Below are 23,683 nucleotides of genomic sequence, written 5' to 3' on the forward strand. Positions count from 1 at the left end.
TCCATGCTGGCGGCCCTGGCCGCACGTGTGACGACATACTTGATTTCATTATCCACCCGGCGTGGCGCTGCGTCGTCCTGCCGGGACACAGGTCACACGAGGTCCCGGAAGGCTCCGATCACGGGGTTCCAGGCGGTGGTCTTGACGGCGGAGATCGCCCCGGCCTGCGCGAACGGGTCCTCGCTCACGAGCTGGTTGAGGTCCGCCTCGGTCTCGGAGGCGAAGAGCAGGAGCGCCCCGGTGCCGTCGGCGAAGGGACCCGAGGCGAGGACGCGGCCGTCGCCGACGAGTCCTTCGAGCCACTGGCGGTGTGCCGGCCGGTGCTCGGCACGGAGGTGGTCATGGTCGGGGTTGTACACGTACTCGACGGCGTAGATACTCATGGGTTTCACCCTACGTGACTCCCAGCAGGTAGACCTTGACGATCGTCGCGACGCCGGCGGCCCACAGCAGGGAGGTCAGCGTGCCGATGATGAACCGTTCCGCCGCGGCAGGGGTCTCCTTCAGCTCGGCGTAGCGTCCGAGGGCCTTGACCGCCACGACATAGGCGATGGCGACGGGCTCGCCGCCGAGGATCGCGAGGGTGACGGAGAGTCGCTCGAGCACGCCGATGACCAGTCCGCCGCGGAGCACGCCCGGGGGCAGCGCGTCGATCGGAACCTGGGGCGGGTGGGCCGGGGGCTCCGGGAGTTCGAGCTGCGGCTGGTCCGCGGGCTCGGGGAGTTCCCGGCGCCGTTCCGCGGTGTCCACCGATCGCGCCAGGCGCAGCACGAGCATGGTGACGGGCGAGCCCAGGCCTCCCGCTGCGACGAGGGCCACCGCGATCCACAGTGCGTCCACCGATACCTCCCGAACCGTCGTCGACCGTGTCGCTCACCGTCGTCCGTCATGTCTACCGCACGCCACCCCCTGCGGAGCCAGGACTCAACCGGGCCGGTCGGTCCAGGCCAGGAGGCGTGCGGCCGCGTGGCGGACCGCGCGCTCCTCGTGCCAGGCCGCACGGGCGGCCGCCTTGCTCACGGCCTGCGGACTGATGCCGAGGCTCCGCGCGACGACGGTCTGGGTGCCGCGTTCGCCGGGCTGCAGGAGATCGAGGATGCGCCACTCCGCCTCGGACCGCGCCATGACGTGCCGGCCGAGCAGCGCGAGCACGCCCTCGGCCTCCGCTGCCACGTCGGTGCGGCCGTCCGGCCCCTCGACGGCCAGCGGCGCGCGGTCACCGGTCTTCTTGGCGCGGTCCACGGCCTTCCGGGCGGCGACGAACGCGGAGCCGCGGCCCTCCCGTGGAGAGGACGGGAACGGCTCCTCGACCCCGCCGACGCCGATCCCCACGTACCAGCCCCCCGCGCGCAGGCAGAGCAGCACGGCGTCGACGACGTCGGCCGGATCGGCCAGGACGCCCTGCGCCTCGTCCCCCACCGAGCGCTCCCAGGGGAGCACGGCCCGGAAGGGCTGCAGGAGGTCCAGCAACTCGGGGATCCGGTCCGGGGAGGTGCGGCTTGCGGCCTGATCGATCGTGAGGACGAACATTCTTCAACCGTATGGGGTTGAATTTCGATTTACAACCGATCAGCCGAAGAGATCGACCGGCTTCACGATGTCGGCGTAGATCAGCAGGACGCCCATGCCCATGAGCAGGATCGCGACGGCGTAGGTGAGGGGTAGCAGCTTCGCCATGTCGAACGGTCCCGGATCCGGGCGCTTGAACAGGCGGGCGATGCCGCGGCGGAGCCCCTCCCACAGGGCCCCTGCCACGTGGCCGCCGTCGAGCGGCAGGAGCGGGATCAGGTTGAACACGAACAGGGCGAGGTTCACGCCCGCGACGAGTCCGATGAGGGTCGCGGCGCGGGAGGCCACGGGGACCTCCTCCATCGCGGAGATCTCCCCTGCGATCCGGCCGACGCCGACCACGCTGATGGGCCCCTCGGGGTCGCGGGGGGCGTCCGAGAACGCCGCCTGGCCCACCTCGACCACGCGCTGCGGCAGGTTCAGCACCACGCCGGCCACGCGCGCCAGGGAGTCGCCGACGGCGGGCAGCACCTCGGTGGCCGGCTGGGGCACGAGCTCCTGCGTGGAGCCGACGCCGATGAAGCCGACCTCCTGGGTCAGCGCGGTGCCGTCGTCGTCGACCGCCGGCGTGCCGTCCTCCGCCGCGACGGGCCGTTCCGTCAGCAGCGGCGTGATCCTGGAGTCGATGGTCTCGCCGTCGCGGACGTAGGAGATGGCGACCTCGCGCCCGGCGGCGTCCCTGATCCAGCCCGACAGCTCGTCCCAGTCGGTGACCTCCCGGCCGTCGAAGGCGACGACGCGGTCGCCGGGTTCCAGGCCCGCCTCGAACGCCGGCGCGGCGGGGTCGTCCGGTCCGCAGTCGGTCTGGCCCGTGGCTGCCTGCTGGCTGGCGGGCACGACGCAGCGGTACACCTCGGAGACCGTGGTGGTGGCCTGGGCGGCGCCGAAGCCCATGATGAGGACCGCGAAGAGCACGGTCCCGATCAGGAGGTTCATGAGCGGCCCGCCGAGCATGATGATGATGCGCTTCCAGATGGGCAGCTTGTAGAACACGCGGTCCTCGTCGCCGGGCTGGAGCTGCTCGGCAGCGGCGCGCCGCGCGTCGTCGGACAGTTGCTGGAAGACGCCGGTGCTGGACTGGCGGACGGCGCCGGCCTCCGTCGTCGCGGGCGGGAACATGCCCACCATGGCGACGTAGCCACCGGCCGGGATCGCCTTGAGCCCGTACTCGGTCTCGCCGCGGCGCCTCGACCAGAGGGTGGGGCCGAACCCGACCATGTACTGGGTGACGCGGACCCGGAAGAGTTTCGCGGGCACCAGGTGGCCCACCTCGTGCAGCGCGATCGACGCGGCGATGCCGACGACGACGACGAGCACTCCGATGATGAACAGCAGAACAGTCACAGCGTTTCCTTCTGGCCTTGCATATCCCCTGCACCGTCCGGCAGGGACGACTCCTCGAGCCCACAACGGGCGCGGGCGCTCCGGCGTGCCCAGCGCTCCGCCGTCAGCACGGCGTCCAGGGTGAGCTCGCCACCGGCAGTGCCCGGGTCGTGGGCACGCTGCTCGTCGACGACCGCGGAGACCGTGTCCACGATGTCAGTGAAACCTATGACCCCCCTGTGAAAGGCATCCACGGCCTCCTCGTTCGCGGCGTTGAAGACGGCCATGCGGGTGCCGCCCTCGGCTGCTGCCCGCTTGGCCAGGGCGACGGCCGGGAAGGCGTCGTCGTCGAGCGGCTCGAAGGTCCACTCCTCGGGGCGGCTCCAGTCGCAGGCCCTCGCCGCCCCGGGTACGCGGAACGGCCAGCCCATGCCCAGGGCGATCGGGAGGCGCATGTCGGGCGGCGAAGCCTGCGCCAGGGTGGACCCGTCGACGAACTGGACCATCGAGTGGATCACGGACTGCGGGTGCACGACGACGTCGATGCGCTCCAGCGGGATGTCGAAGAGGAGATGAGCCTCCACCAGCTCGAGGGCCTTGTTGACCATGGACGCCGAGTTGGTGCTGACCACGCGCCCCATGTCCCAGGTGGGGTGGGCGAGGGCCTGGCTGGGGGTCACGTGCTGCAGCTGCGTGCGGGTCATGCCGCGGAAGGGACCGCCCGACGCCGTGAGGACGAGCCGGTCCACCTCGTCCGCCGTCCCCCCGCGGAGCGCCTGCGCGATCGCCGAGTGTTCGGAGTCGACCGGGACGAGCTGCCCCGGGGCGGCCGCCGCCCGCACCAGGGCTCCACCGGCGATCAGCGACTCCTTGTTCGCGAGCGCGAGGAGGTGCCCGGCGCCGAGCGCGGCGAGGGTGGGCTCAAGCCCGATCGACCCGGTGATCCCGTTGAGCACGACGTCGGCGTCCGGCCAGGCGGCGACATCCGCTGCGGCGCGGTCGCCGGCGAACAGGTGCGGTGCGTAGCCGGTGACACCGGCGTCGTCGGCAGCTTCTCCGATGGCCTTTTCCAGCTCGGCCTCCGTGGCGGACGCAACACCGACGGCGGGGGCCCGGACGGCGACGGCCTGGCGTGCGAGGAGTCCGAGGTTCCGTCCGCCCGCGGTGAGACCCGCAACGCCGAAGCGGTCCGGGGCGGCGGCGATGACGTCGAGCGCCTGGGTGCCGATCGAGCCGGTCGAACCGAGGATGGTGACGCGCCGGTGCCCGCGGGTGGGGTTGCTGAAATCCATGGCCCCAGTATCCCGCAGACTGCCGACGCTGACCGTCCAGGCTGCGCGGTGGTGGTCGTTCCGGGTGTACGGCAGTCGGTCTCTTCACTCCGCGGTCAGGCATTCAGATGTCGAGGAGTCAGCGCTTTTCCGGGCCCGCGATAGCCCCTTATTTTGTCGGTGCGGGGTGATTGGCTGGAGCCATGACCACCGGATCGGCGCTGCTGACCCTCGAGGACGCCTACAGCGAGGCGCTTCAGGGCTGGCCCGCGGATGCGTTCGAGGAAGTCCTCGGGTCGGATGGCGAGTTCGACGATGACGGGGTCGACCAACATGCCCGTGCGCGCGTCGAGGACGCGTCTCCCTACGGTCTGGTCGGTCGGTTGGAGGGTGCGGCGTCCGGTGCGATCGATCCCTCCAGTCTCGCCGCCATCCTCGATCTGGTGCGGGCTGCGGACCGGCTCACGTCATGGGCCGCCGCGCAGCGGGCCCGCTTGGTCGCCCGGGTCCACACCTTCAGCAATCCCGACCATCATTCCTGGTCGGGCTCTGCCTCGTCCCTGGCCTTCACTGAGACGGTCGCCGAGACCGCAGCGCTGCTCACGATGTCCGAAGGGTCCGCCGCACGGCTCGTCTCGGAGTCGCTGGCGTTGACCGGTGACCTGACGACCACATTGGCGGCCCTGGAGAAGGGCACGATCTGCCCCGGGCGCGCGTCGGTCATCGTGGAGCAGTCCCGCACCCTCCCCGACGAGGCCGTGCCCGCGTTCGAGACAGAAATCCTGAAGGTCGCAGGCAGCCTGAACCGGCCGAAACTCACCGCACGGTGTCGTCGGCTGAGAGAGAAGCTCCACCCCGAGACGCTGACCGTGCGCCGGGTGAGAGCGGCGGCCGACCGGTGCGTCGCGTTCGAGCCGGACCGCGACGGCATGGCGTGGTTCAGTGCCTATCTGCCGGCCGAACAGGCCCTGGCGCTCCACACGTCGGTGGACGCGGTTGCCCGGACGCTCCGCAGTGGCGATGATCCGCGGACGTTACCGCAGCTGCGGGCCGATGTCCTGGCCGACATGCTGCTCGGCGCCGGCCGGCCCGCCGTGATGCCGTCCACCAACGGCAGCTGCCGTTGCGGAGGCAGCGAAGGGCGCGGCGCCGCGGGCAGCAATGTCGGCCAGCGTGGCGCCGCGGGCAGCAATGTCGGCCAGCGTGGCGCCGCGGGCAGCAATGTCGGCCAGCGTGGCGCCGCGGGCAGCAGCGCCGGCCAGCGTGGCGCCGCGGGCAGCAGCGCCGGCCAGGGCGTGCGTCCTTCCACGGCGAAAATCGTGGTCACCGTCCCGGTGTTCTCGCTGATGGGGCTCACCGAGGAGCCGGCCGAGCTCGAGGGCTACGGCCCGATCCCGGCCGACGCGGCCCGCCATCTGGCTGCCGACGCCACGTCGTGGATGCGCCTGCTCACCCACCCGTACACGGGTGCCGTGCTCGGTCTGGACCGGACGAGGTACCGCCCGAGCGAGGACCTGCGGACCTGGGTGCAGCTCCGGGAGAAGACCTGCAGCTTCTACGGGTGTTCCCGTCCCGCGAGCCGGTGCGACCTCGATCATCTGGTGTCCTGGGCCGACGACGGATCCACCAGTGCGGACAACCTCTATCCCGCCTGCAAGCGGCACCACATGATGAAGCACCGGACGGACTGGACGCCGATGCCCAATCCCGGCGGCGGCCTGAGCTGGCTGTCGCCGGGTGGTCGGACCTATACGACGCCGCCCGAACCGCCGCCGGGCGACCCGCACTCGTCGGCGACCGCCCGGATACTGCACGAGCTCGAGACAGCGATGCGCACTGGGCGGGTGCCAGACGCGGAAGCCCTGCCACCCTTCTGACAGTCGGGCGGACGGCGGCACCACGGCAGGTCCGGCGAGCGCAGCGCCGTCCGATCACCTGTCGCCGCATCGATGGTGCGGGCGATGGGTTCGGTCCACGCGGGCCCCGGGCCGTCCGGCCCCGGCGGACGACGATCACCGCGGAGCACGACCCGCGCCGCAGGATGTGCGGCAAGGACTGTCAGCTGCCCGACGCCCTGCCCAGGACACTGCGCGCATGCCTGAGGATCGGTTCGTCCACCATGCGCCCCTCGAAGGTGAAGACCCCTCGCTCGTTCTCGGCCGCAGCGAGCAGCTCGCGGGCCCAGGCCACGTCGGCCTCGGCAGGGGCGAAGGTTGCCCGGACCACCGCGACCTGGCCGGGGTGGATGCAGGCCTTCGCCGCGAAACCGGAGGCGACGGCGTCGTCGGTCTCGGCCGCGAGGCCTTCGTGGCCAGTGATGTCCATGTAGACGGCATCGATGGCTTGCCGGACCGCTGCCCCGGCGGCGAGCAGCACCTGCGAGCGCGCGTGGAGGGCCACTGCACGGTAGGCGCCGCCCGGATACCGGCTCGATGTCCCGCCGAGCGAGGCCACGAGATCCTCGGCGCCCCACATGAGAGCGACGACGCCCTCGGCGCGGGCGATCTCCACCGCGTTCACGACTCCCCGCGCGGTCTCGCACAGTGCGATGACGTCCACCGCGCCGAGTGCCTCTCGGACGGCGGCGACGTCGTCGGGCGATTCCGTCTTCGCGAGCATGACCGTGCGGTAGGGCGTGCGGCGGACGGCGTCGCAGTCGAGTGCGAAATCAGGTGTGCCGACGGCGTTCACACGCACCACGGTGCGTTCGGGGTCGAGAGCGGACGCGACGAGCGCCTCCCGAGCGGCGTCCTTCGCCGTCGGCGCGACGGCGTCCTCGAGGTCGAGGATGACGGTGTCGGAGCGGTCTGCTGCCTTCCCGTAGCGTTCCGGGCGGTCCGCCGGGCAGAACAGCAGGGCCGGGCCCAGTGCAATGGGGATGACGGTGGCGCTCATGCCAGGCCGTCCCGGGGCGCCGTCGAGGACCACATGAGCACGCTGCGGGTCGCCGTCGCCACGACGTCCGCGTGCTGGTTCCGCCCGGTGTGGGCCATGGTGACGATGCCCTGCCCCGGTCGGGACGACGACGGACGCACGCCGGTGATCTCGGTCTCTGTATACAGGGTGTCCCCGTGGAAGAGCGGCTTCGGGAAGGCGACGTCGGTGAGCCCGAGTTGCGCCACGATGGTGCCCTGCGTCAGCTGGGACACCGACTGCCCGACGAGGGTCGCCAGGGTCAGCATCGAGTTCACGAGCCGCTGCCCGAACGGCTGCCCCGCCGACCACGCCGCGTCCAGGTGCAGCGCCTGCGTGTTCATGGTGAGCGTGGTGAACAGGACGTTGTCGGCCTCGGTGAGCGTGCGGCCCGGCCGGTGCGCATACACGGACCCGACCTCGAGCTCGTCGAAGTACAGGCCGCGCTGCTCGATCACAGTGTGCCTGAACGGCGCGGGATCCCGAGCACCGCTCTCCTGATCGTTCACGCCGCGGCTCCCCCGAGCTCCACGCGCAGCGGCGCGCCGGTGGCCGCGAGGACGTCGTCGGTGCTGACGCCGGGCGCCGTCTCGCGCAGCACGAGGCCGTCGGCCTCGACGTCGATCACGGCGAGGTCGGTGATGATCCTGTCGACGCAGCCCTTGCCGGTGAGCGGCAGGGAGCAGGACTCGACGATCTTCGACCGCCCGGCACGGTCCACGTGCTCCATCATGACGATCACGCGCTTGGCCCCGAACACCAGATCCATGGCACCGCCCATGCCCTTGACCATCTTGCCGGGCACCATCCAGTTCGCGAGGTCGCCGTTCCGTGCCACCTCCATGGCGCCGAGCACTGCGACATCCACGTGCCCGCCGCGGATCATGCCGAAGGAGGACGCCGAGTCGAAGAACGCGGCCCCGGCGTTGGCGGTCACGGTCTCCTTGCCGGCGTTGATGAGGTCGGGATCGACGGCGTCCTCCGCCGGGTACGGCCCGACGCCGAGGATGCCGTTCTCGGAGTGCAGCACCACTTCGACGCCGTCCGGGATGTAGTTGGGGATGAGGGTCGGCATGCCGATCCCGAGATTCACGTACTGGCCGTTCTCGAGCTCCTGCGCGACCCTGGCCGCGAGTTTGTTGCGTGTCAGTGCCATGGTCATGCTCCTTCGGAGGCGGCGGGTGCAGCGGATCCGGCGGGTACGGCCAGCGAGACCGTCCGCTTCTCGACGCGCTTCTCGGGGTCCGGCGCGACGACGACGCGCTGGACGAAGATGCCGGGCGTGTGGACCTCGCCGGGGTCGAGCTCGCCCGGTTCGACGAGCTCCTCCACCTCCGCGATGGTGATGCGCCCGGCCTGGGCGCACAGCGGGTTGAAGTTCATGGCGGTCGCGTGGAAGACGAGGTTGCCGTGGCGGTCGCCCCTCCACGCGTGGACCAGCGCGTAGTCCGGACGCAGGGACTCCTCGAGCACGTAGTCGACGCCGTCGAAGGACCGCACCTCCTTGGGTTCCGAAGCGAGGGCGACGTTCCCCTCGGCGTCGTAGCGCTGCGGCAGGCCGCCCTCGCTGACCTGGGTGCCGACGCCAGCCGTCGTATAGAACGCCGGGATGCCCGCGCCCCCCGCGCGCAGCTTCTCGGCGAGGGTGCCCTGCGGCGTGAGCTCCACCTCGAGCTCGCCGGCGAGGTACTGGCGGGCGAACTCCTTGTTCTCCCCGACGTAGGAGCTGATGGTCCGGCGGATGCGGTGGTCGGAGAGGAGGATCCCGAGCCCCCAGTCGTCCACGCCGCAGTTGTTGCTCACCGTCTCCAGCTCCGCCGTCCCCTGCGCGTGCAGGGCACCGATCAGGGTCGCCGGGATGCCGCAGAGGCCGAACCCGCCGACCGCGAGCGACGCGCCGTCGGGAATGTCCGCCACGGCCTCCGCCGCGCTGCCAACCACCTTGTTGATCACTGCTTCTCCTTCGTGTCGCCGCCGTCGTCGCCGGCTGGATGGACCTAGAGGCCGAGTTCCCTCGCGATGAGCATGAGCTGGACCTCGGTGGTCCCCTCACCGATCTCGAGGATCTTCGAGTCACGGTAGTGCCTGGACACCACGAACTCGTTGATGAAGCCGTAACCGCCGAAGATCTGTGTCGCGTCGCGGGCGTTGTCCATGGCGGCCTCTCCGGCCACGAGCTTCGCGATGGACGCCTGCGTCTTGAACGGCTTGCCCGCGAGCATGCGGGACGCGGCGTCGTAGTAGGCGAGGCGCGCGGTGTGGGCGCGGACCTGCATGCGGGCGATCTTGAACTGGATGGACTGGTAGGCGCCGATGTTGCTGCCGAAGGCCATGCGCTCCCCGGCGTACCGGCTGGACTGCTCCACGCAGCCCTGGGCCGCGCCGGTGGCGAGCGCCGCGATGGCGATCCGGCCCTCGTCGAGGATCTGCAGGAAGTTGGCGTAGCCGCGGCCACGCGTGCCGAGCAGGTTCGCCTCCGGGACGCGGACGTCCTTCAGGGTCAGCGGGTGCGTGTCGGAGGCGTTCCAGCCCACCTTGTTGTAGGCCTTCTCCGCGGTGAACCCGGGCGTGTCCGTGGGCACGAGGATGGTGGAGATCTCCTTCTTCACCGTGCCGTCGGGCCGTTCGGAGGTGCCCGTGACGGCCGTGACGGTCACCAGGGAGGTGATGTCGGTGCCGGAGTTGGTGATGAATTCCTTCGTGCCGTTGACCACCCACTCGGAACCGTCGACCCCCTCCTCGAGCTTCGCGGTCGTCTTCGTGCCGGACGCGTCCGAGCCTGCCTCGGACTCCGTGAGGCCGAAGCCGCCCAGGGCCGAACCCGACGCGAGGGACGGCAGCCACTGCTGCTTCTGCTCCTCGGTGCCGAACCGGTACACGGGCATGGCCCCGAGGGAGACACCGGCTTCGAGCGTGATGGCGACCGACTGGTCCACGCGGGCCAGCTGCTCGAGGGCCAGGCACAGCGCGAAGTAGTCGCCGCCCATGCCGCCGTACTGCTCGGGGAACGGGAGCCCGAAGAGGCCCATGTCGCCCATCTGCTTGACGACCTCGTACGGGAAGCTGTGTTCGGCGTCGTGCTTGGCGGAGACCGGTGCCACCACCTCGTCGGCGAACTCGCGGACGGTATCCACGAGGCTCTGGTATTCCTCGCTCAGTTCGAAGTTCATGCTGCGTTCCCTTCCGTGGAACCGGGTGCGGTGCTGGATTCGGAGGTGGTGGCGGCCTCGATGGTCGCGACGATCTGTTGTGCCTTCACGAGGTCCCCGGGCTTGAGGGACAGGCGGACGACGCCGGACAGGCCGGCGGTGAGCTGGTGTTCCATCTTCATGGCCTCGACGGCGACGAGGACGTCGCCGGCCTCGACCGTGGCTCCGTCCGCGACCGCGACGGACACGACCGTCCCGGGCATGGGGCTGCGGACCAGCGGATCAGCGGCGCCCTCCTCCCGCGTGATGCGGGACCGTGCGGCGTCGACGAGTTCGCGGCGGCCGGGACGGCGGATGCGTGTGGACCAGCCGGCGTCGCCGATCCAGACGGTGTCCCCCTCGACCGCGTACGGGCGGAGCGACCGGACGCCGTCGATCGTCGCGCCGGGCACGCCCGCCTGGACCGAGACGGCGATCGGGACGGCGGGGATCACGTCGTCGACCGTCGCGGTCCATCCGGCGCGGTGGCGCAGCAACGAGACGGTCGCCGTCCCGCCGTCGTACTCGAGGGGCACGGAGCGCGGGCGCGCCGGGCCGAGGCGGAAGCCGTCCCCGCGGCTCCACGGGGACCCGCTGCCCAGTCCGGACCCGGCCTCGCCCTCGCCCTCGACGAGGAGGACGGCTGCGAGCGCCAGGTCCTTCGCGGAGACGTGCCGGAAGGCCAGCGCGGGGAGCTTCCGCTCGATCAGCGTCGTGTCCAGGTGTCCGGCCCGGACGTCGTCGTCCCCGATCAGCAGGCGCAGGTACTCGATGTTGGTGTCCACACCGAGCACCACGGTGCCGGCGAGCGCCGCGTCGAGGCGGTCCAGCGCCTGTGCACGGTCGGTTCCCCAGGCGATCACCTTGGCGAGCATCGGATCGTACGACGACGAGACGGTCCCGCCGGGCAGCAGCGAACTGTCCACGCGGATGCCGTCCCCCGCCGGTTCGGCGAGCGCCAGGATGCTGCCCGTGGACGGCAGGAAGCCGGCCTCCGGGTTCTCCGCGTAGACGCGCGCCTCGACCGCGTGGCCGGTGAGGACGACGTCGTCCTGCGCGAGGGGCAGGCGCTCCCCCGCGGCGACGCGGATCTGCCACTCGACCAGGTCCACCCCGGTGACGAGCTCCGTGACGGGGTGCTCGACCTGCAGGCGCGTGTTCATCTCCATGAAGAAGAACTCGTCCGGTGCGGCATCGGAGACGAGGAACTCGACCGTCCCTGCACCCGTGTAGTCCACGCTGCGGGCGGCGTTGCACGCGGCCTCGCCGATCCTCCGGCGCGTGGCCTCGTCGAGCAGGGCCGACGGCGCCTCCTCGATCACCTTCTGGTGGCGGCGCTGCAGCGAGCACTCGCGCTCGCCGAGGTGGATCACGGTGCCGTGGGTGTCGGCGAGGACCTGCACCTCGATGTGGCGGGGCCTCTCGATGAGGCGTTCCAGGAACAGGGTGTCGTCGCCGAAGGCGCGGGCGGCGACGCGGCGGGCGGTCGTGAGCACTTCCGGCAGGTCCTCGGCGCGGTGGACGGCGTGCATGCCCTTGCCGCCGCCTCCCGCGGACGGCTTGATGAGGAGGGGGAACCCGACGTCGTCGGCCGCGCGGAGGAGGTCCGGATCCGTCAGTCCCGGCTCGGCGATGCCCGGGACCACCGGCACCCCGAACCCGGCCACGTGGTTCTTGGACCGGATCTTGTCCCCCATGACGTCGAGGGAGTGGACGCTGGGGCCGATGAAGACGATCCCGGCCTCCTGCAGCGCGTCCGCGAAGGCGGCGTTCTCGCTGAGGAACCCGTACCCGGGGTGCACCGCCCCGGCTCCCGTGCGACGGCAGGCGTCGACGACGGCGGGGATGGAGAGGTAGCTCTCCGACGGTGCTGCGGCACCGAGACGGACGGCGACGTCCGCCTCCAGGACGTGCCGGGCACCGGCGTCGGCGTCGCTGTACACGGCGACCGAGCGCAGGCCCAGCGCACGGACGGAGCGGATGACACGGCAGGCGATCTCCCCCCGGTTGGCCACGAGGACGGTGTCGAAGGGCCATGCGGCCGTGGTGGGGATAGCGTTGGAGATCGGGCTGGAGGTCGGGCTGGAGGTCGGGCTGGAGGTCGGGCTGGAGGTCATCGGGTCACATCCGGAAGAGGCCGAAGGAGGTATCGGGCAGGGGCGCATTGGCGCAGACCTCGAGGGCGAGGCCGAGGACGGTGCGGGTGTCGGCGGGATCGATGACGCCGTCGTCCCAGAGCCGCGCCGTCGAGTAGTAGGGGTTGCCCTGCGCCTCGTACTGGTCGCGGATGGGCGCACGGAACGCCTCCTCGTCCTCGAGCGCCCATTCCTCGCCGCGGGCCTCGAGCTGGTCGCGGCGGACGGTGGCGAGGACCGAGGACGCCTGGTTGCCTCCCATGACGGAGATGCGGCTGGCGGGCCACATCCACAGGAACCGCGGCGAGAACGCCCTGCCGCACATGGAGTAGTTGCCGGCACCGAAGGACCCGCCGACCACGACCGTCAGTTTCGGCACCCGCGCGGTGGCCACGGCGGTGACCATCTTGGCGCCGTTCTTCGCGATGCCGCCGGCTTCGTAGTCCTTGCCGACCATGAAGCCGGAGAGGTTCTGCAGGAAGACCAGGGGGACGCCGCGCTGGTCGCAGAGCTCGATGAAGTGGGCTCCCTTGAGCGCGGACTCGCTGAACAGGACGCCGTTGTTCGCGACGATGCCCACCCGGTGGCCGTGGATGGTCGCGAAGCCCGTGACGAGCGTGGTGCCGTACTCGCGCTTGAACTCGTGGAAGAGCGACCCGTCGACGATGCGCGCGATGATCTCGCGGGCATCGTAGGAGGCGTTGACGTCCGTCGGCACGGCCCCGTACAGCTCGTCCTCCACGACGGCCGGCTCGGGGGCCGGCGCGGTCGGCACTGGGGTGGCGGGCGGCAGGGTGGCGATGATGTCGCGGACGATCTCGAGCGCGTGCTGGTCGTTGTCCGCCAGGTGGTCCGTGACGCCCGAGATCCGGGAGTGCACCTCGCCGCCGCCGAGCTCCTCGGCCGTCACCACCTCGCCGATCGCGGCCTTCACCAGCGGTGGTCCGCCCAGGAAGATGGTGCCCTGGTTGCGGACGATCACGGTCTCGTCGCTCATGGCGGGGACGTAGGCGCCGCCGGCCGTGCAGCTCCCCAGCACTGCGGCGATCTGCGGGATCTTGCGCGCCGACATGGTGGCCTGGTTGTAGAAGATGCGGCCGAAGTGGTTGCGGTCGGGGAACACGTCGTCCTGGCGGGGCAGGAACGCTCCGCCGGAGTCCACGAGGTAGACGCACGGCAGGTTGTTCTCGAGGGCGATCTCCTGTGCGCGGAGATGCTTCTTCACCGTCATCGGGTAGTAGGTGCCGCCCTTGACGGTCGCGTCGTTCGAGATCACGAGGACGTGGCGACCGTGCACGAGGCCGATCCCGGCGATCACGCCCGCCCCCGGGCACTCGTCGTCGTACATGCCGTTCGCGGCCAGCGGCGCGATCTCGAGGAACGGGCTGCCGTCGTCGAGGAGCCGGTCGATGCGCTCACGCGGCAGGAGCTTGCCGCGGGCGACGTGCCGCTCGCGCGACCGTTCGGGCCCGCCGAGGGCGGCGGTGGCGAGGCGCGAGCGGAGGTCCTCGACGAGCGCGGTCTGGGCGGCATGGTTCGCGGTGAACGCCGGTGAGAGCGGATCCACCTTCGACGTGAGGGTCTCCATCGACAACTTCCTCGAGCACGGTTCAGTTAGCACGCGCTAACCGGTTTCAGGTTAGTGGTCATTAACCCGGAAGTCCATCAGAATGAGGGAGACGTTCCCCTGGACAAGACCGGAACCACAGCAGACGAGGACCCGCATGGAGGCATCGCCCATCGAAGAGCGCGTGACCGGCCGGAGCATCGCCAAGGCCACGCGGCGTGCCGCCCTGCTGGAAGCAGCCGCCCAGCTGTTCGCCGAGCGGGGCTACAACGGTGTGTCCATCGAGGACCTCGGCGCCGCAGCGGGCGTGAGCGGGCCCGCCGTCTACCGGCACTTCGCGGGCAAGCCCTCCGTGCTCTCCGCCCTGCTCACCGGGGTCAGCGAGGACCTGCTCGACGGCGGACGGGAGGTCGCCGGGGCGGCCGCGTCACCCGAGCAGGCCCTGAAGGGCCTCATCCGGTTCCAGGTGGAGTTCGCCGTGAGCCACGCCGACGTCATCCGCGTCCAGGACCGCGACCTCGGCGCGCTGGCGGCCGACGACCAGCGCGCCGTGCGGTCCCTGCAGCGCACCTACGTGCAGGTGTGGGTCGACGAGCTCGCCGCCTATCGGCCGGACGCCGACCTCTCGCTGCTGCGCCGCAAGGTGCACGCCGTCTTCGGGCTGATCAACTCGACCCCGCACACCACCCACCGACCCAGCTCCGCGCGTGAACTGGCCCTGTTCCGGGACCTGCTGGAGCAGATGGCGTGGGCGGCGCTGACGGTATGAGGGACCGCGTCCCACCCGCTCCGCGGGCCGCGCCGCCTAGTACGCTGAAGCACGAGAAGTTCCCGCCGCGCCGACCGCCCGGCCACTCCATCGACTGAAGGTACCGCCGTGATCACGCTACGTCCCGTTGAAGCCACCGACCTCGACGAGTTCTTCTCGCACCAGCTGGACCCGAGCGCCAACCACATGGCCGCCTTCGGCGCCAAGAACCCCTCCGACCGCGGGGTGTTCGACAACCACTGGCAGGACATCCTCAACGACAGCCGGATCACGGTGCGGACCATCCTCTCCGACGGCGACGTCGTGGGCAGCATCCTCGCCTATCACGACGACGAGACACCCGAGATCAGCTACTGGATCGACCGTTCCCGCTGGGGGCAGGGCATCACCACCGCCGCCGTCGGCCAGTTCCTGAGCGAGGTGACGCAGCGGCCCATCCGGGCCCGTGCGGTCGCCGACAACGTGAGCTCCATCCGCATCCTCGAGCGCTGGGGATTCCGGCAGGTCGGCGAGACGCAGGGCTTCGCTCCCGCCCGCGGCGCCGTGGTCAGGGAGCTCATCCTCGAACTGCCGTAGCCCCACCGATTCCCAGGAGGACACCGCATGGACACCACACCGCTCGGCCGCCGCGCGACACGCGACGGCGAGGAGCAGCTCGTCCTCACCCGCTCGTTCGCCGCGCCGATCGCCGACGTCTGGGCCGCCTGCACCGAGCCGCAGCGGATGGAGCGCTGGATCGGCACCTGGAGCGGGGACCCGGCCGCCGGCGAGGTCGTGTTCCGGATGACCGCCGAAGGTGACGACGTCCCCGAGGAGGTCTACCTCGTGGAGGCCTGCGAGCCGCCGCGCCGGCTCGTGGTACGCAGCCGTGACAGTGCTCCGTTCTCGGCCGACGGATCCGGCCCGCGCGTGACCTGGCAGCACACCCTGGAGCTCACCGAGGCAGCGGGCTCGACCACCCTCACCTTCACCCAGGCCGTCCCCGACGGGCCGGTAGGAGCGGCGCTGGCCGGCAACGTAGGACCGGGCTGGGACTACTACCTGGACCGGCTCGCTGCCGCGATCGGCGGCGCCGACCCCGACGCGATCCTGTGGGAGCCCTACCTCGAGCGCTCCGACGGGTACCGCGACCTCTTCTCCTAGCGCCCGGCCCGCTCGTCGGACCGCGTCACACCATCGTCAGGACCATCGCCGGATTCCTGAGGATGGTGCCGACGTCCGCCAGGAAGCGCGAACCCTGCTCGCCGTCCACGAGCCGGTGGTCGAAGGACAGGCTGAGCGTCATCACGGAGCGCAGGGCGATCTCGCCCCGGTACTCCCAGGGCGTGCTGCGGACGGCGCCCATCGCGAGGATCGCCGCCTCCCCGGGATTGAGGATCGGCGTGCCGGCGTCGATGCCGAAGACACCGATGTTCGTGATCGAGATCGTGCCGCCCGCGAGATCTGTCGGCGGCGTCCGGCCGGCACGTGCGGTCTCGGTCAGCGCACCGAGGGCCTGCGCGAGGTCCTTCAGGGTCAGCGACTGCGCGGCCTTGATGTTCGGCACGAGCAGCCCTCGCGGCGTCGCGGCGGCGATCCCCAGGTTCACGTCCGCGTACTGCACGATCTCCTGCGCCTGCTCGTCCCACGACGAGTTGAGGATCGGATTGCGCGCGATCGCGATGCACACCGCCTTCGACACGACGGTCAGCGGCGTCACCCGGGTGCCCTCGAAGGCGCGGCCCGCCTTCAGCTCCGCGAGCAGCTCCATGGTCGGCGTGACGTCGATGGTGAGGAACTCGGTTGCATGCGGGGCCGAGAACGCACTGGCCACCATGGCGGCGGCCGTGTGCTTCCGCATGCCACGGATCGGCGTCCGGATCTCTCCGGTGCTCGAGCGGACCGCCCGAGGGCGGGGCCCCGGGGAGGCGGGCTCCGCCGTGGACGAAGGGGTTCCCGCGAGTGCGGCCAGGACGTCCGCCCGGGTGATGAGCGCGCCGGGACCGGTTCCCGTCAGGGTGTCGAGGGTGATGCCGAGGTCACGCGCCAGCTTGCGGACGGGCGGCGTCGACCGCGGCCGCTCGCGTGGCTGCGGGGCCGCTGCCGGTTGGAGGACTGCAGCGGGCTGCGGGGCGTTCGCCGCCGGGAGCGAACGACCACGCCGCTGCGGGCGCCCGCCCTTCTCCACCGCGGCTCCGTACCCGACGAGGTTCGGCTCACGCCGGGCGGGTGCCGGCTCAGCGGGCACCGGTTCGTCGGGCACCGACGCCGGGACCGGGACGGCGTCGTCGGGCCCGGCCGCCACCTCGAACGAGACGATGGGGGCTCCGACGTCGACCACGGTTCCCGCCGCCTCGTGCAGCCGCACCACCACGCCGGCGTAGGGCGACGGCAGTTCGACGACGGCCTTCGCGGTCTCGACGTCGGCGATGATCTGGTTGAGCTCCACGGTGTCGCCCTCGGCGACGTGCCACTGGACGATCTCCGACTCCGTCAGCCCCTCCCCCAGGTCGGGCAGGCGGAACTCGCGGATCCTGGTGTTCGTCCTCGATGCGGTCACGGTCACTGTCCTGCTCCCTGGCTGCTGTCCGGGCGGTCGAGTCCGCTGAGGGAGTTCGGCCGGCGCAGGGCACGGTCCACTCCGTCGAGGATCCTGTCGAGGTCCGGGAGGTGGTGGAATTCGAGCTTCGAGTACGGGTAGGGGATGTCGAAGCCCGTGACGCGCACGGGCGCGTGCTCCAGGTAGTCGAAGCACCGCTCGGTGATGCTCGCGGCGATCTCCGCCCCGAGCCCGCCGGACTGCGCGGCCTCGTGCGTGACGACGAGCCGGCCCGTCTTCCGCACCGAGGCCTCGACCGTCGCGAAGTCGATCGGTGCGAGCGAGCGCAGGTCGATCACCTCGATCGAGATGCCGTCGTCGGACGCCGCGACGGCCGCGTCGCGGGCCGTCGGGACCAGCGGGCCGTAGGTCACGAGCGTGACGTCGGTGCCACGAACGACCACGCGCGCGGCTCCCATGTCCGACGACGCCGGATCCACGCCCTCGTCCACCTCGCCCTTGACGTGGTAGCGCCGTTTGGGCTCGAAGTAGAGGACGGGATCGTCGCTCGCGATGGCCTGCTGGATCATCGTGTAGGCGTCCTGCGGGTCGGAGACGCTGACCACCCGCAGGCCTGAGGTGTGCGTGAAGTAGGCCTCGGGCGACTCGGAGTGGTGCTCCGGGGATCCGATGCCGCCGCCGAAGGGCACGCGGACGGTGATCGGCATCTTCACGGCGCCCTGCGTGCGGTAGTGCAGCTTGGCCACCTGGCAGACGATCTGGTCGAAGGCGGGGTAGATGAAACCGTCGAACTGGATCTCGACGACGGGCCGGTACCCGCGGTACGCCATGCCGACGGCGGTGCCCATGATGCCGGCCTCGGCGAGCGGGCTGTCCATGACGCGGTGCGGCCCGAAGTCCTTCTGCAGTCCGTCGGTGATGCGGAAGACGCCCCCGAGCTTGCCGATGTCCTCTCCCATGAGGATCACCTTGGGGTCCTCGTCCATGGCGCGGCGGAGACCGGCGGTGATCGCGCGGCCGAAGGTCATGGTGGACATCAGCGGGGTCCTTCCTGGGGCGCCTGGGCGAAGGAGGCGAGGTAGCGCTCGTAGTGGTCCTGCTGGCGGTCCAGCCAGGAGTTCGGCGTGCTGTACACGTGCTTGAACACGTCCGACGGCGCGGGTTCGGGCATCGACAGGCAGCCCTCCCGCAGTTCGGCGGCCACGGCGTCGGCCCTGGCCTTCACGGAGTCCGTGTACCCGGCGTCCAGCAGGCCGAGGGAGTCGAGCAGGGTCGCGAGGCGGGCCAGCGGGTCGCGCGCCGCCCAGTCCTCGAGTTCGTTGGCGTCCCGGTAGCGCGTGGGATCGTCCGCCGTCGTGTGCGGACCCATGCGGTAGGTGACGGCCTCGATGAAGGTGGGTCCGCCGCCGGAGCGGGCGCGGGCGAGGGCTTCCCGGGTCACGGCGAGGCACGCGAGGACGTCGTTGCCGTCCACGCGCACCGACGGGATGCCGAAGCCCGGCGCCCTGCGCGCGATCGGCACGTGCGCCTGCAGCCCTACCGGTTCGGAGATGGCCCAGTGGTTGTTCTGGCAGAAGAAGATCACCGGCGCCTGATAGCTCGCGGCGAAGACCATGGCCTCGTTGACGTCGCCCTGGCTCGTGGCGCCGTCGCCGAAGTAGGCGACGGCCACGGAGTCGGCGCCGTCGTTGACGATGCCCATCGCGTACCCGGTGGCGTGGAGGGTCTGCGCCCCGATGATCACCTGGGGGGTGGCCATGTTGATCGTGTAGGGGTCCCAGCCGGAGGACGCGTTGCCGCGCCAGACCCGCAGGATGTCGGCGAGGTCGACGCCGCGGCAGTACGCGACGGCGTTCTCCCGGTAGCTGGAGAACACGAAGTCGTCGGAGCGCAGGGCGCGTCCGGACCCGATCTGCGCCGCCTCCTGTCCCAGCAGCGGCGGCCAGAGGGCGAGCTCGCCCTGGCGCTGGAGCGCGGTGGCCTCCGCGTCGATGCGCCGCACCACCACCATGTCCTCGTAGAGCCTCTGCAGCGCGGCGCCGTCGACGTCGGCCACGAGCGCGTCGTAGTGTCCGTGCGGGTGCCGGACGCCGTGGTGGTCGATGAGCTGGACGAGGTCGTCCGCCCCGGCATGGGCGGGGCCCGGGAGTACCGTCCCGCTCGCGGGCCCGGCGTCGTCGTTCCCGCCGGTGGATCCCGGTCCTGGCCGGGTGCCGTCCTGAGCCATTGCACGCAACCTTCGCATTTGCAGAGGACCCTTCCGCCGGCGGTCCGCACGGCTGGAAGGGCCCCGGGCGCCGTTGCCCGGAGTGGTTGTGACCCTACTCACACCGCACAGGCGGCACAACCGTAGCGCTTCCGACTGAGCAGAGTGCCCTGTAGGAGCCTCGACGACCGTGTTAGCGTTGCGCACTATGCACCCCCTCGACCTCACCGACACACGCCTGCTGCAGGCCCTGGCGAAGGACCCCCGACGCACCGTCGTCGCCCTCGCCCAGAAGCTCGGCCTCTCCCGGAACACGGTCCAGGCGAGGATGGCGCAGCTCGAGAAGAAGGGGGTCTTCCTCTCCTTCGAGCGGCGCATCAGCACCGTGGCCCTGGGCTACCCCCTGACGGCGTTCATCCACGTCCATGTGCAGCAGCAGAAGCTCGCGGCCGTCACGCGCAGCATCGCCGCCGTGCCCGAGGTCATCGAGGCCTTCGGCCTGACCGGGCAGGCCGACATCCTGGTCCGCGTGGTCGCCGTGGACGCCGAGGACCTCTTCCGGATCAACGGCAAGATCCTCGCCTGCGACGGCGTGGAGCGCTGCGACACCTCCCTGGCCATGGGGGAACTCATCACGTTCCGGGTCGAGCCGCTGCTGGCCCGCGGACCCCGACCGCCTTCCTGATCAACGGTCCTGATCGTCCGTCCCGGAACGGACGAGGCCGCCCCACCGTGCGGTGGGGCGGCCTCGATCGTGCGGGGGTCGACGGATCAGTGGTCGGTGGCCTTCTCGGCTCCGACACCGGTCAGCGAGCGCACCTCCATCTCGGCCTGCTTCATCGGGTCCTCCGGGGTCCGGGAGAGCGTGGTGCCCAGCCAGCCGAGGAAGAACGCCAGCGGGATCGAGACGATGCCCGGGTTGCTGAGCGGGAAGAGCGAGAAGTCGGCGCCCTGGATCATCGACTTCTCGCCGCCGGAGACGACGGGCGAGAGGGCGATCAGCAGGATCGCCGAGCCGAGGCCGCCGTACATGCTCCAGACCGCGCCCTGGGTGTTGAACTTCTTCCAGAACAGCGAGTAGAGGATGGTCGGCAGGTTGGCGCTGGCCGCCACGGCGAAGGCGAGCGCCACGAGGAACGCGACGTTCTGGCCCTGCGCGCCGATGCCGCCTGCGATCGACAACAGGCCGATCACGATGACGGTGCGGCGGGCCACCTTGACCTCGCCGTCCGGGTTGACCCTGCCCTTGCGGATGACGCTCGCGTAGATGTCGTGGGCGAAGGAGGCCGCGGCCGTGATGGTCAGGCCGGCGACGACCGCGAGGATCGTCGCGAAGGCGACGGCCGAGATGAGGCCGAGGAGGATCGACCCGCCGAGCTCGTAGGCGAGCAGCGGGGCCGCCGAGTTCACGCCGCCCGGGGCGCCCAGGATGCGCTCCGAACCGATCAGCGCACTGGCACCGTAGCCGAGCACGAGCGTGAACAGGTAGAACGCACCGATGAGCCAGATGGCCCAGACCACGGAGCGGCGGGCCTCCTTCGCCGTCGGGACGGTGTAGAAGCGCATGAGCACGTGCGGCAGGGCCGCGGTACCGAGGACGAGCGCGAGCGCCAGCGAGAGGAAGTCGAGCCGCGTGATGGCGCTGAGGCCGTACTGCAGACCCGGGCTCGTGATGGCCGCGTTGCCCGAGGTCTCGATCGCCGCGCCGAGCAGCGTGGAGAAGTTGAAGTTGTGCAGGGCCAGGACCCAGACGGTCATGATGAACGCGCCGGAGATCAGCAGGCAGGCCTTGATGATCTGCACCCAGGTGGTGCCCTTCATGCCGCCGATCAGGACGTACATGATCATGAGCACGCCGACGACGGTGATGACGAGGGACTGGCCGAGGCGGTCGTCGATGCCGAGCAGGAGCGAGACGAGCCCGCCGGCGCCCGCCATCTGCGCGAGGAGGTAGAAGAAGCAGACGGCCAGCGTGGTGATGGCCGCCGCGATGCGGACGGGACGCTGCTTCAGGCGGAAGGACAGCACGTCCGCCATGGTGAACTTGCCGGTGTTGCGGAGGAGTTCCGCGACCAGCAGCAGCGCCACGAGCCACGCGACGAGGAACCCGATCGAGTACAGGAACCCGTCATAGCCGTTGATGGCGATCGCGCCGACGATGCCGAGGAACGACGCCGCCGAGAGGTAGTCCCCCGCGATGGCGGTGCCGTTCTGCCCGCCGGTGAAGGAGCGGCCGGCGGCGTAGTAGTCGGCCGCGGTCTTGTTGTTGCGGCTCGCCCTGAGCACGATCACCAGGGTGACGGCGACGAACAGTCCGAAGATGGTGATGTTGAGCAGCGGAGAGCCGACCGTCGTCGTCTCGGTGGTCTGGAACGGCACGCGCACGCCCGCACTCATGAGAGGGATCATTTCTTTCCGCCTGACGGGTCGATGAACGCTTCGGGTGCCGCTTCCTCGAGCTCGTGCCGCAGGTTCGCGGCGATCGGGTCGAGGCGCCGGTTGGCGTAGCTGACGTACCACATGGTGATGGCGAAGGTGCTGACGAACTGCAGCAGCCCGAGGATGATGCCGATGTTGATGTTGCCGAACACCGGCGTGGCCATGAAGTCGATCGCGTAGGCGGCGAGCAGCACGTAGGCGAAGTACCAGAGCAGGAAGAACACTGCCATGGGGAAGACGAAACTGCGGTGGCGCTTGCGCAGTTCCCTGAACTGCTCGGTCTGCTGGACTTCGGTGAAGTCGACAGCAGGACCGGAGCCGGCTGCCGGCTCTCCTGGGTGCGAGCCCATGGTTCCTCCTTCTTGGTCGGGAGTCACTCCAGCCGCGAGGGCGGCACCGTCGCAGCGCAGGAAGGCACGTCGGTGTGACTCCCATCACTGTGCTGGACGGCCGCCGACTGCACCAGCCGGACACGGCCGTTCGTCGCCGAGCGCGCGGGTGGGTGCGGTGAACGGTCAGCGGGCGCGATGAGCGGCAGGTCCGGGCGGATACTCTGGAGCAATGTTCAGCGCCGCCGTCGACACCGCCCTGGTGTGCGCCGTCGTCGTCATCACCCTCGCCGTCGTGGCCTCACTCGGCTTCCGCCTGTCGCGCTCGTACCGGGACCTCGGGTCCGACGCCGACCGCGCCACCTACGCCACCCTCCACACCGCGGCCCTCGCCTCCGAACACCTGCGCGAGGGCCTGACGCCGTCGGGGGCCTCGAAGGCGAGCCGCTACCTGCACGGACTCCTGCGATGCGACGTGCTCATGATCAGCGACGACGCCGGGGTGCTCGCCTGGGACGGCGGGCGCGGGACGCCGCCGGACGTGATGCCCCTGGTGCGGCAGGTCCTCGAGAGCGGCCGCACGCAGATCTTCCGCCGCCAGCGCCTCGAGGCCGCGGGGCTGGCGGAACCCGGCGAACTGGTGCTCTCCCCCATCCGCGTGGACGACCGCGTCGTCGGCACGGTCGGGGCGGTGGCCGAGGACGTCAACGCCGGCCTCGTCCGGGCCACGAACGAGCTCGCCGGGTGGGTGTCCACCCAGGTGGAACTCGCCGAACTGGACTATTCGCGCAGGCTCCTCGCGGAGGCGGAGGTGCGTGCCCTCCGGGCCCAGATCAGCCCGCACTTCATCTACAACTCGCTCAACGCGATCGCGTCCTTCATCAACACCGACCCGCAGCGTGCCCGTGACCTCGTGGTCGAGTTCGCCGACTTCACGCGCTACTCGTTCCGGCGCCACGGCGACTTCACGACCGTGGCGGAGGAACTGCGCAGCATCGACCGCTACCTGCTGCTGGAACGCGCCCGGTTCGGCGACCGGCTGAAGGTCAGCCTCGAGATCGGCCCCGAGGTCCTCAGCACCGTCATCCCGTTCCTCAGCCTCCAGCCGCTCGTCGAGAACGCGGTCCGCCACGGCCTCGACTCCAAGGACGGCATCGGGAACATCACCATCACCGCTCACGACGTCGGTCCCTTCGCCGAGGTGACCATCGAGGACGACGGCGTGGGCATCGAGCCCGAGCACCTCCGGTCCGTGCTGGCCGGGCACACCGAGGGTGTGCACGTGGGCCTGCGCAACGTCGATTCCCGCCTGCGGCAGGTGTACGGCGACGACCACGGGCTGATCATCGACACCGCGCCCGGCGCCGGCACTCTCATCACGATGCGCGTCCCCAAGTCGCAGCCCGACCACCGGGCATGAGGCGCGTAATCTAGG

Annotated in this window: 23 protein-coding genes; 6 read left to right on the forward strand and 17 right to left on the reverse strand. The window is 70.7% G+C overall.

The features are described 5' to 3' along the window. Nucleotides 1–92: 92 nt before the first annotated feature. The 5 genes from CXQ92_RS13380 to dxr form a co-directional block, all read right to left on the reverse strand. Nucleotides 93–383: a YciI family protein gene (locus CXQ92_RS13380; RefSeq protein ID WP_104168787.1), complete on the reverse strand. Its 291-nt coding sequence runs from the start codon at nt 381–383 to the stop codon at nt 93–95. Between the two features lie 10 nt (nt 384–393). Then, nucleotides 394–840, reverse strand: coding sequence for a hypothetical protein (locus CXQ92_RS13385; RefSeq protein ID WP_104168281.1), 447 nt, complete (start codon nt 838–840; stop codon nt 394–396). A gap of 84 nt (nt 841–924) precedes the next feature. Next, on the reverse strand, nt 925–1,530 hold the full coding sequence (locus CXQ92_RS13390; RefSeq protein WP_104168282.1) for a MarR family transcriptional regulator: 606 nt from the start codon (nt 1,528–1,530) through the stop codon (nt 925–927). 39 nt (nt 1,531–1,569) lie between these two features. Further along, nucleotides 1,570–2,913: an RIP metalloprotease gene (locus CXQ92_RS13395; protein WP_104168283.1), complete on the reverse strand. Its 1,344-nt coding sequence runs from the start codon at nt 2,911–2,913 to the stop codon at nt 1,570–1,572. Then, nucleotides 2,910–4,184: a 1-deoxy-D-xylulose-5-phosphate reductoisomerase gene (gene dxr, locus CXQ92_RS13400; protein WP_104168284.1), complete on the reverse strand. Its 1,275-nt coding sequence runs from the start codon at nt 4,182–4,184 to the stop codon at nt 2,910–2,912. Before dxr ends, CXQ92_RS13395 begins: the two co-directional genes overlap by 4 nt. Before the next feature lie 182 nt (nt 4,185–4,366). Here dxr and CXQ92_RS13405 point away from each other — a divergent pair, with 182 nt between their 5' ends. After that, nucleotides 4,367–6,040 (forward strand): HNH endonuclease signature motif containing protein, encoded by a 1,674-nt coding sequence (locus tag CXQ92_RS13405; RefSeq protein ID WP_104168285.1) that lies wholly within the window; start codon nt 4,367–4,369, stop codon nt 6,038–6,040. A 181-nt stretch (nt 6,041–6,221) separates the two neighbouring features. Here CXQ92_RS13405 and CXQ92_RS13410 read toward each other — a convergent pair whose 3' ends face one another. From CXQ92_RS13410 to CXQ92_RS13440, 7 genes are read right to left on the reverse strand one after another with little or no spacing between them, the layout of a single operon-like run. Continuing rightward, nucleotides 6,222–7,058: a CoA ester lyase gene (locus CXQ92_RS13410; protein WP_104168788.1), complete on the reverse strand. Its 837-nt coding sequence runs from the start codon at nt 7,056–7,058 to the stop codon at nt 6,222–6,224. Further along, nucleotides 7,055–7,585 (reverse strand): MaoC family dehydratase, encoded by a 531-nt coding sequence (locus tag CXQ92_RS13415; RefSeq protein WP_104168286.1) that lies wholly within the window; start codon nt 7,583–7,585, stop codon nt 7,055–7,057. The genes CXQ92_RS13410 and CXQ92_RS13415 overlap by 4 nt, the downstream gene beginning before the upstream one ends. Further along, on the reverse strand, nt 7,582–8,232 hold the full coding sequence (locus tag CXQ92_RS13420; protein ID WP_104168287.1) for a CoA transferase subunit B: 651 nt from the start codon (nt 8,230–8,232) through the stop codon (nt 7,582–7,584). Before CXQ92_RS13420 ends, CXQ92_RS13415 begins: the two co-directional genes overlap by 4 nt. Before the next feature lie 2 nt (nt 8,233–8,234). Beyond that, nucleotides 8,235–9,029, reverse strand: a complete 795-nt coding sequence (locus CXQ92_RS13425; RefSeq protein WP_104168288.1) for a CoA transferase subunit A — start codon at nt 9,027–9,029, stop codon at nt 8,235–8,237. A 44-nt stretch (nt 9,030–9,073) separates the two neighbouring features. Continuing rightward, the gene (locus CXQ92_RS13430; RefSeq protein WP_104168289.1) at nt 9,074–10,246 is read right to left on the reverse strand and encodes an acyl-CoA dehydrogenase family protein; all 1,173 of its coding nucleotides are present in this window, start codon (nt 10,244–10,246) and stop codon (nt 9,074–9,076) included. Continuing rightward, nucleotides 10,243–12,381 carry a biotin carboxylase N-terminal domain-containing protein gene (locus tag CXQ92_RS13435; protein WP_104168290.1) on the reverse strand — a complete coding sequence of 713 codons (2,139 nt, stop codon included), beginning with the start codon at nt 12,379–12,381 and terminating at the stop codon, nt 10,243–10,245. Before CXQ92_RS13435 ends, CXQ92_RS13430 begins: the two co-directional genes overlap by 4 nt. A 4-nt stretch (nt 12,382–12,385) precedes the next feature. Continuing rightward, on the reverse strand, nt 12,386–13,987 hold the full coding sequence (locus CXQ92_RS13440) for a carboxyl transferase domain-containing protein (RefSeq protein WP_104168291.1): 1,602 nt from the start codon (nt 13,985–13,987) through the stop codon (nt 12,386–12,388). Between the two features lie 136 nt (nt 13,988–14,123). Here CXQ92_RS13440 and CXQ92_RS13445 point away from each other — a divergent pair, with 136 nt between their 5' ends. The 3 genes from CXQ92_RS13445 to CXQ92_RS13455 all read left to right on the forward strand — a co-directional run bounded on the left by CXQ92_RS13445 (nt 14,124) and on the right by CXQ92_RS13455 (nt 15,878). Next, nucleotides 14,124–14,735, forward strand: coding sequence for a TetR/AcrR family transcriptional regulator (locus CXQ92_RS13445; RefSeq protein ID WP_104168292.1), 612 nt, complete (start codon nt 14,124–14,126; stop codon nt 14,733–14,735). A gap of 108 nt (nt 14,736–14,843) precedes the next feature. Continuing rightward, nucleotides 14,844–15,311 (forward strand): GNAT family N-acetyltransferase, encoded by a 468-nt coding sequence (locus CXQ92_RS13450; RefSeq protein WP_104168293.1) that lies wholly within the window; start codon nt 14,844–14,846, stop codon nt 15,309–15,311. Nucleotides 15,312–15,338: 27 nt separating this feature from the next. After that, complete coding sequence (locus CXQ92_RS13455; RefSeq protein WP_104168294.1) at nt 15,339–15,878, forward strand: SRPBCC domain-containing protein; 540 nt, start codon at nt 15,339–15,341, stop codon at nt 15,876–15,878. 25 nt (nt 15,879–15,903) lie between these two features. Here CXQ92_RS13455 and CXQ92_RS13460 read toward each other — a convergent pair whose 3' ends face one another. From CXQ92_RS13460 to pdhA, 3 genes are read right to left on the reverse strand one after another with little or no spacing between them, the layout of a single operon-like run. Then, complete coding sequence (locus tag CXQ92_RS13460; protein WP_258069943.1) at nt 15,904–17,274, reverse strand: dihydrolipoamide acetyltransferase family protein; 1,371 nt, start codon at nt 17,272–17,274, stop codon at nt 15,904–15,906. 2 nt (nt 17,275–17,276) lie between these two features. Further along, on the reverse strand, nt 17,277–18,311 hold the full coding sequence (locus CXQ92_RS13465; RefSeq protein ID WP_104168295.1) for an alpha-ketoacid dehydrogenase subunit beta: 1,035 nt from the start codon (nt 18,309–18,311) through the stop codon (nt 17,277–17,279). Continuing rightward, nucleotides 18,311–19,501, reverse strand: a complete 1,191-nt coding sequence (gene pdhA, locus CXQ92_RS13470; RefSeq protein ID WP_258069944.1) for a pyruvate dehydrogenase (acetyl-transferring) E1 component subunit alpha — start codon at nt 19,499–19,501, stop codon at nt 18,311–18,313. The genes CXQ92_RS13465 and pdhA overlap by 1 nt, the downstream gene beginning before the upstream one ends. Nucleotides 19,502–19,688: 187 nt before the next feature. Between pdhA and CXQ92_RS13475 the strand changes: the two genes are divergently transcribed. Further along, the gene (locus CXQ92_RS13475; protein WP_104168296.1) at nt 19,689–20,165 is read left to right on the forward strand and encodes an Lrp/AsnC family transcriptional regulator; all 477 of its coding nucleotides are present in this window, start codon (nt 19,689–19,691) and stop codon (nt 20,163–20,165) included. A gap of 86 nt (nt 20,166–20,251) precedes the next feature. Here the strand turns inward: CXQ92_RS13475 and CXQ92_RS13480 are convergent, their stop codons facing one another. Then, nucleotides 20,252–21,877 carry a cation acetate symporter gene (locus tag CXQ92_RS13480; RefSeq protein ID WP_104168297.1) on the reverse strand — a complete coding sequence of 542 codons (1,626 nt, stop codon included), beginning with the start codon at nt 21,875–21,877 and terminating at the stop codon, nt 20,252–20,254. A gap of 8 nt (nt 21,878–21,885) precedes the next feature. Then, nucleotides 21,886–22,269 carry a DUF485 domain-containing protein gene (locus tag CXQ92_RS13485; protein ID WP_104168298.1) on the reverse strand — a complete coding sequence of 128 codons (384 nt, stop codon included), beginning with the start codon at nt 22,267–22,269 and terminating at the stop codon, nt 21,886–21,888. 211 nt (nt 22,270–22,480) lie between these two features. Between CXQ92_RS13485 and CXQ92_RS13490 the strand changes: the two genes are divergently transcribed. Further along, nucleotides 22,481–23,668, forward strand: a complete 1,188-nt coding sequence (locus tag CXQ92_RS13490; protein WP_104168299.1) for a histidine kinase — start codon at nt 22,481–22,483, stop codon at nt 23,666–23,668. Nucleotides 23,669–23,683 lie beyond the last annotated feature (15 nt).

The organism is Arthrobacter sp. SX1312, assembly GCF_002929295.1.
Lineage (GTDB): Bacteria > Actinomycetota > Actinomycetes > Actinomycetales > Micrococcaceae > Arthrobacter_D.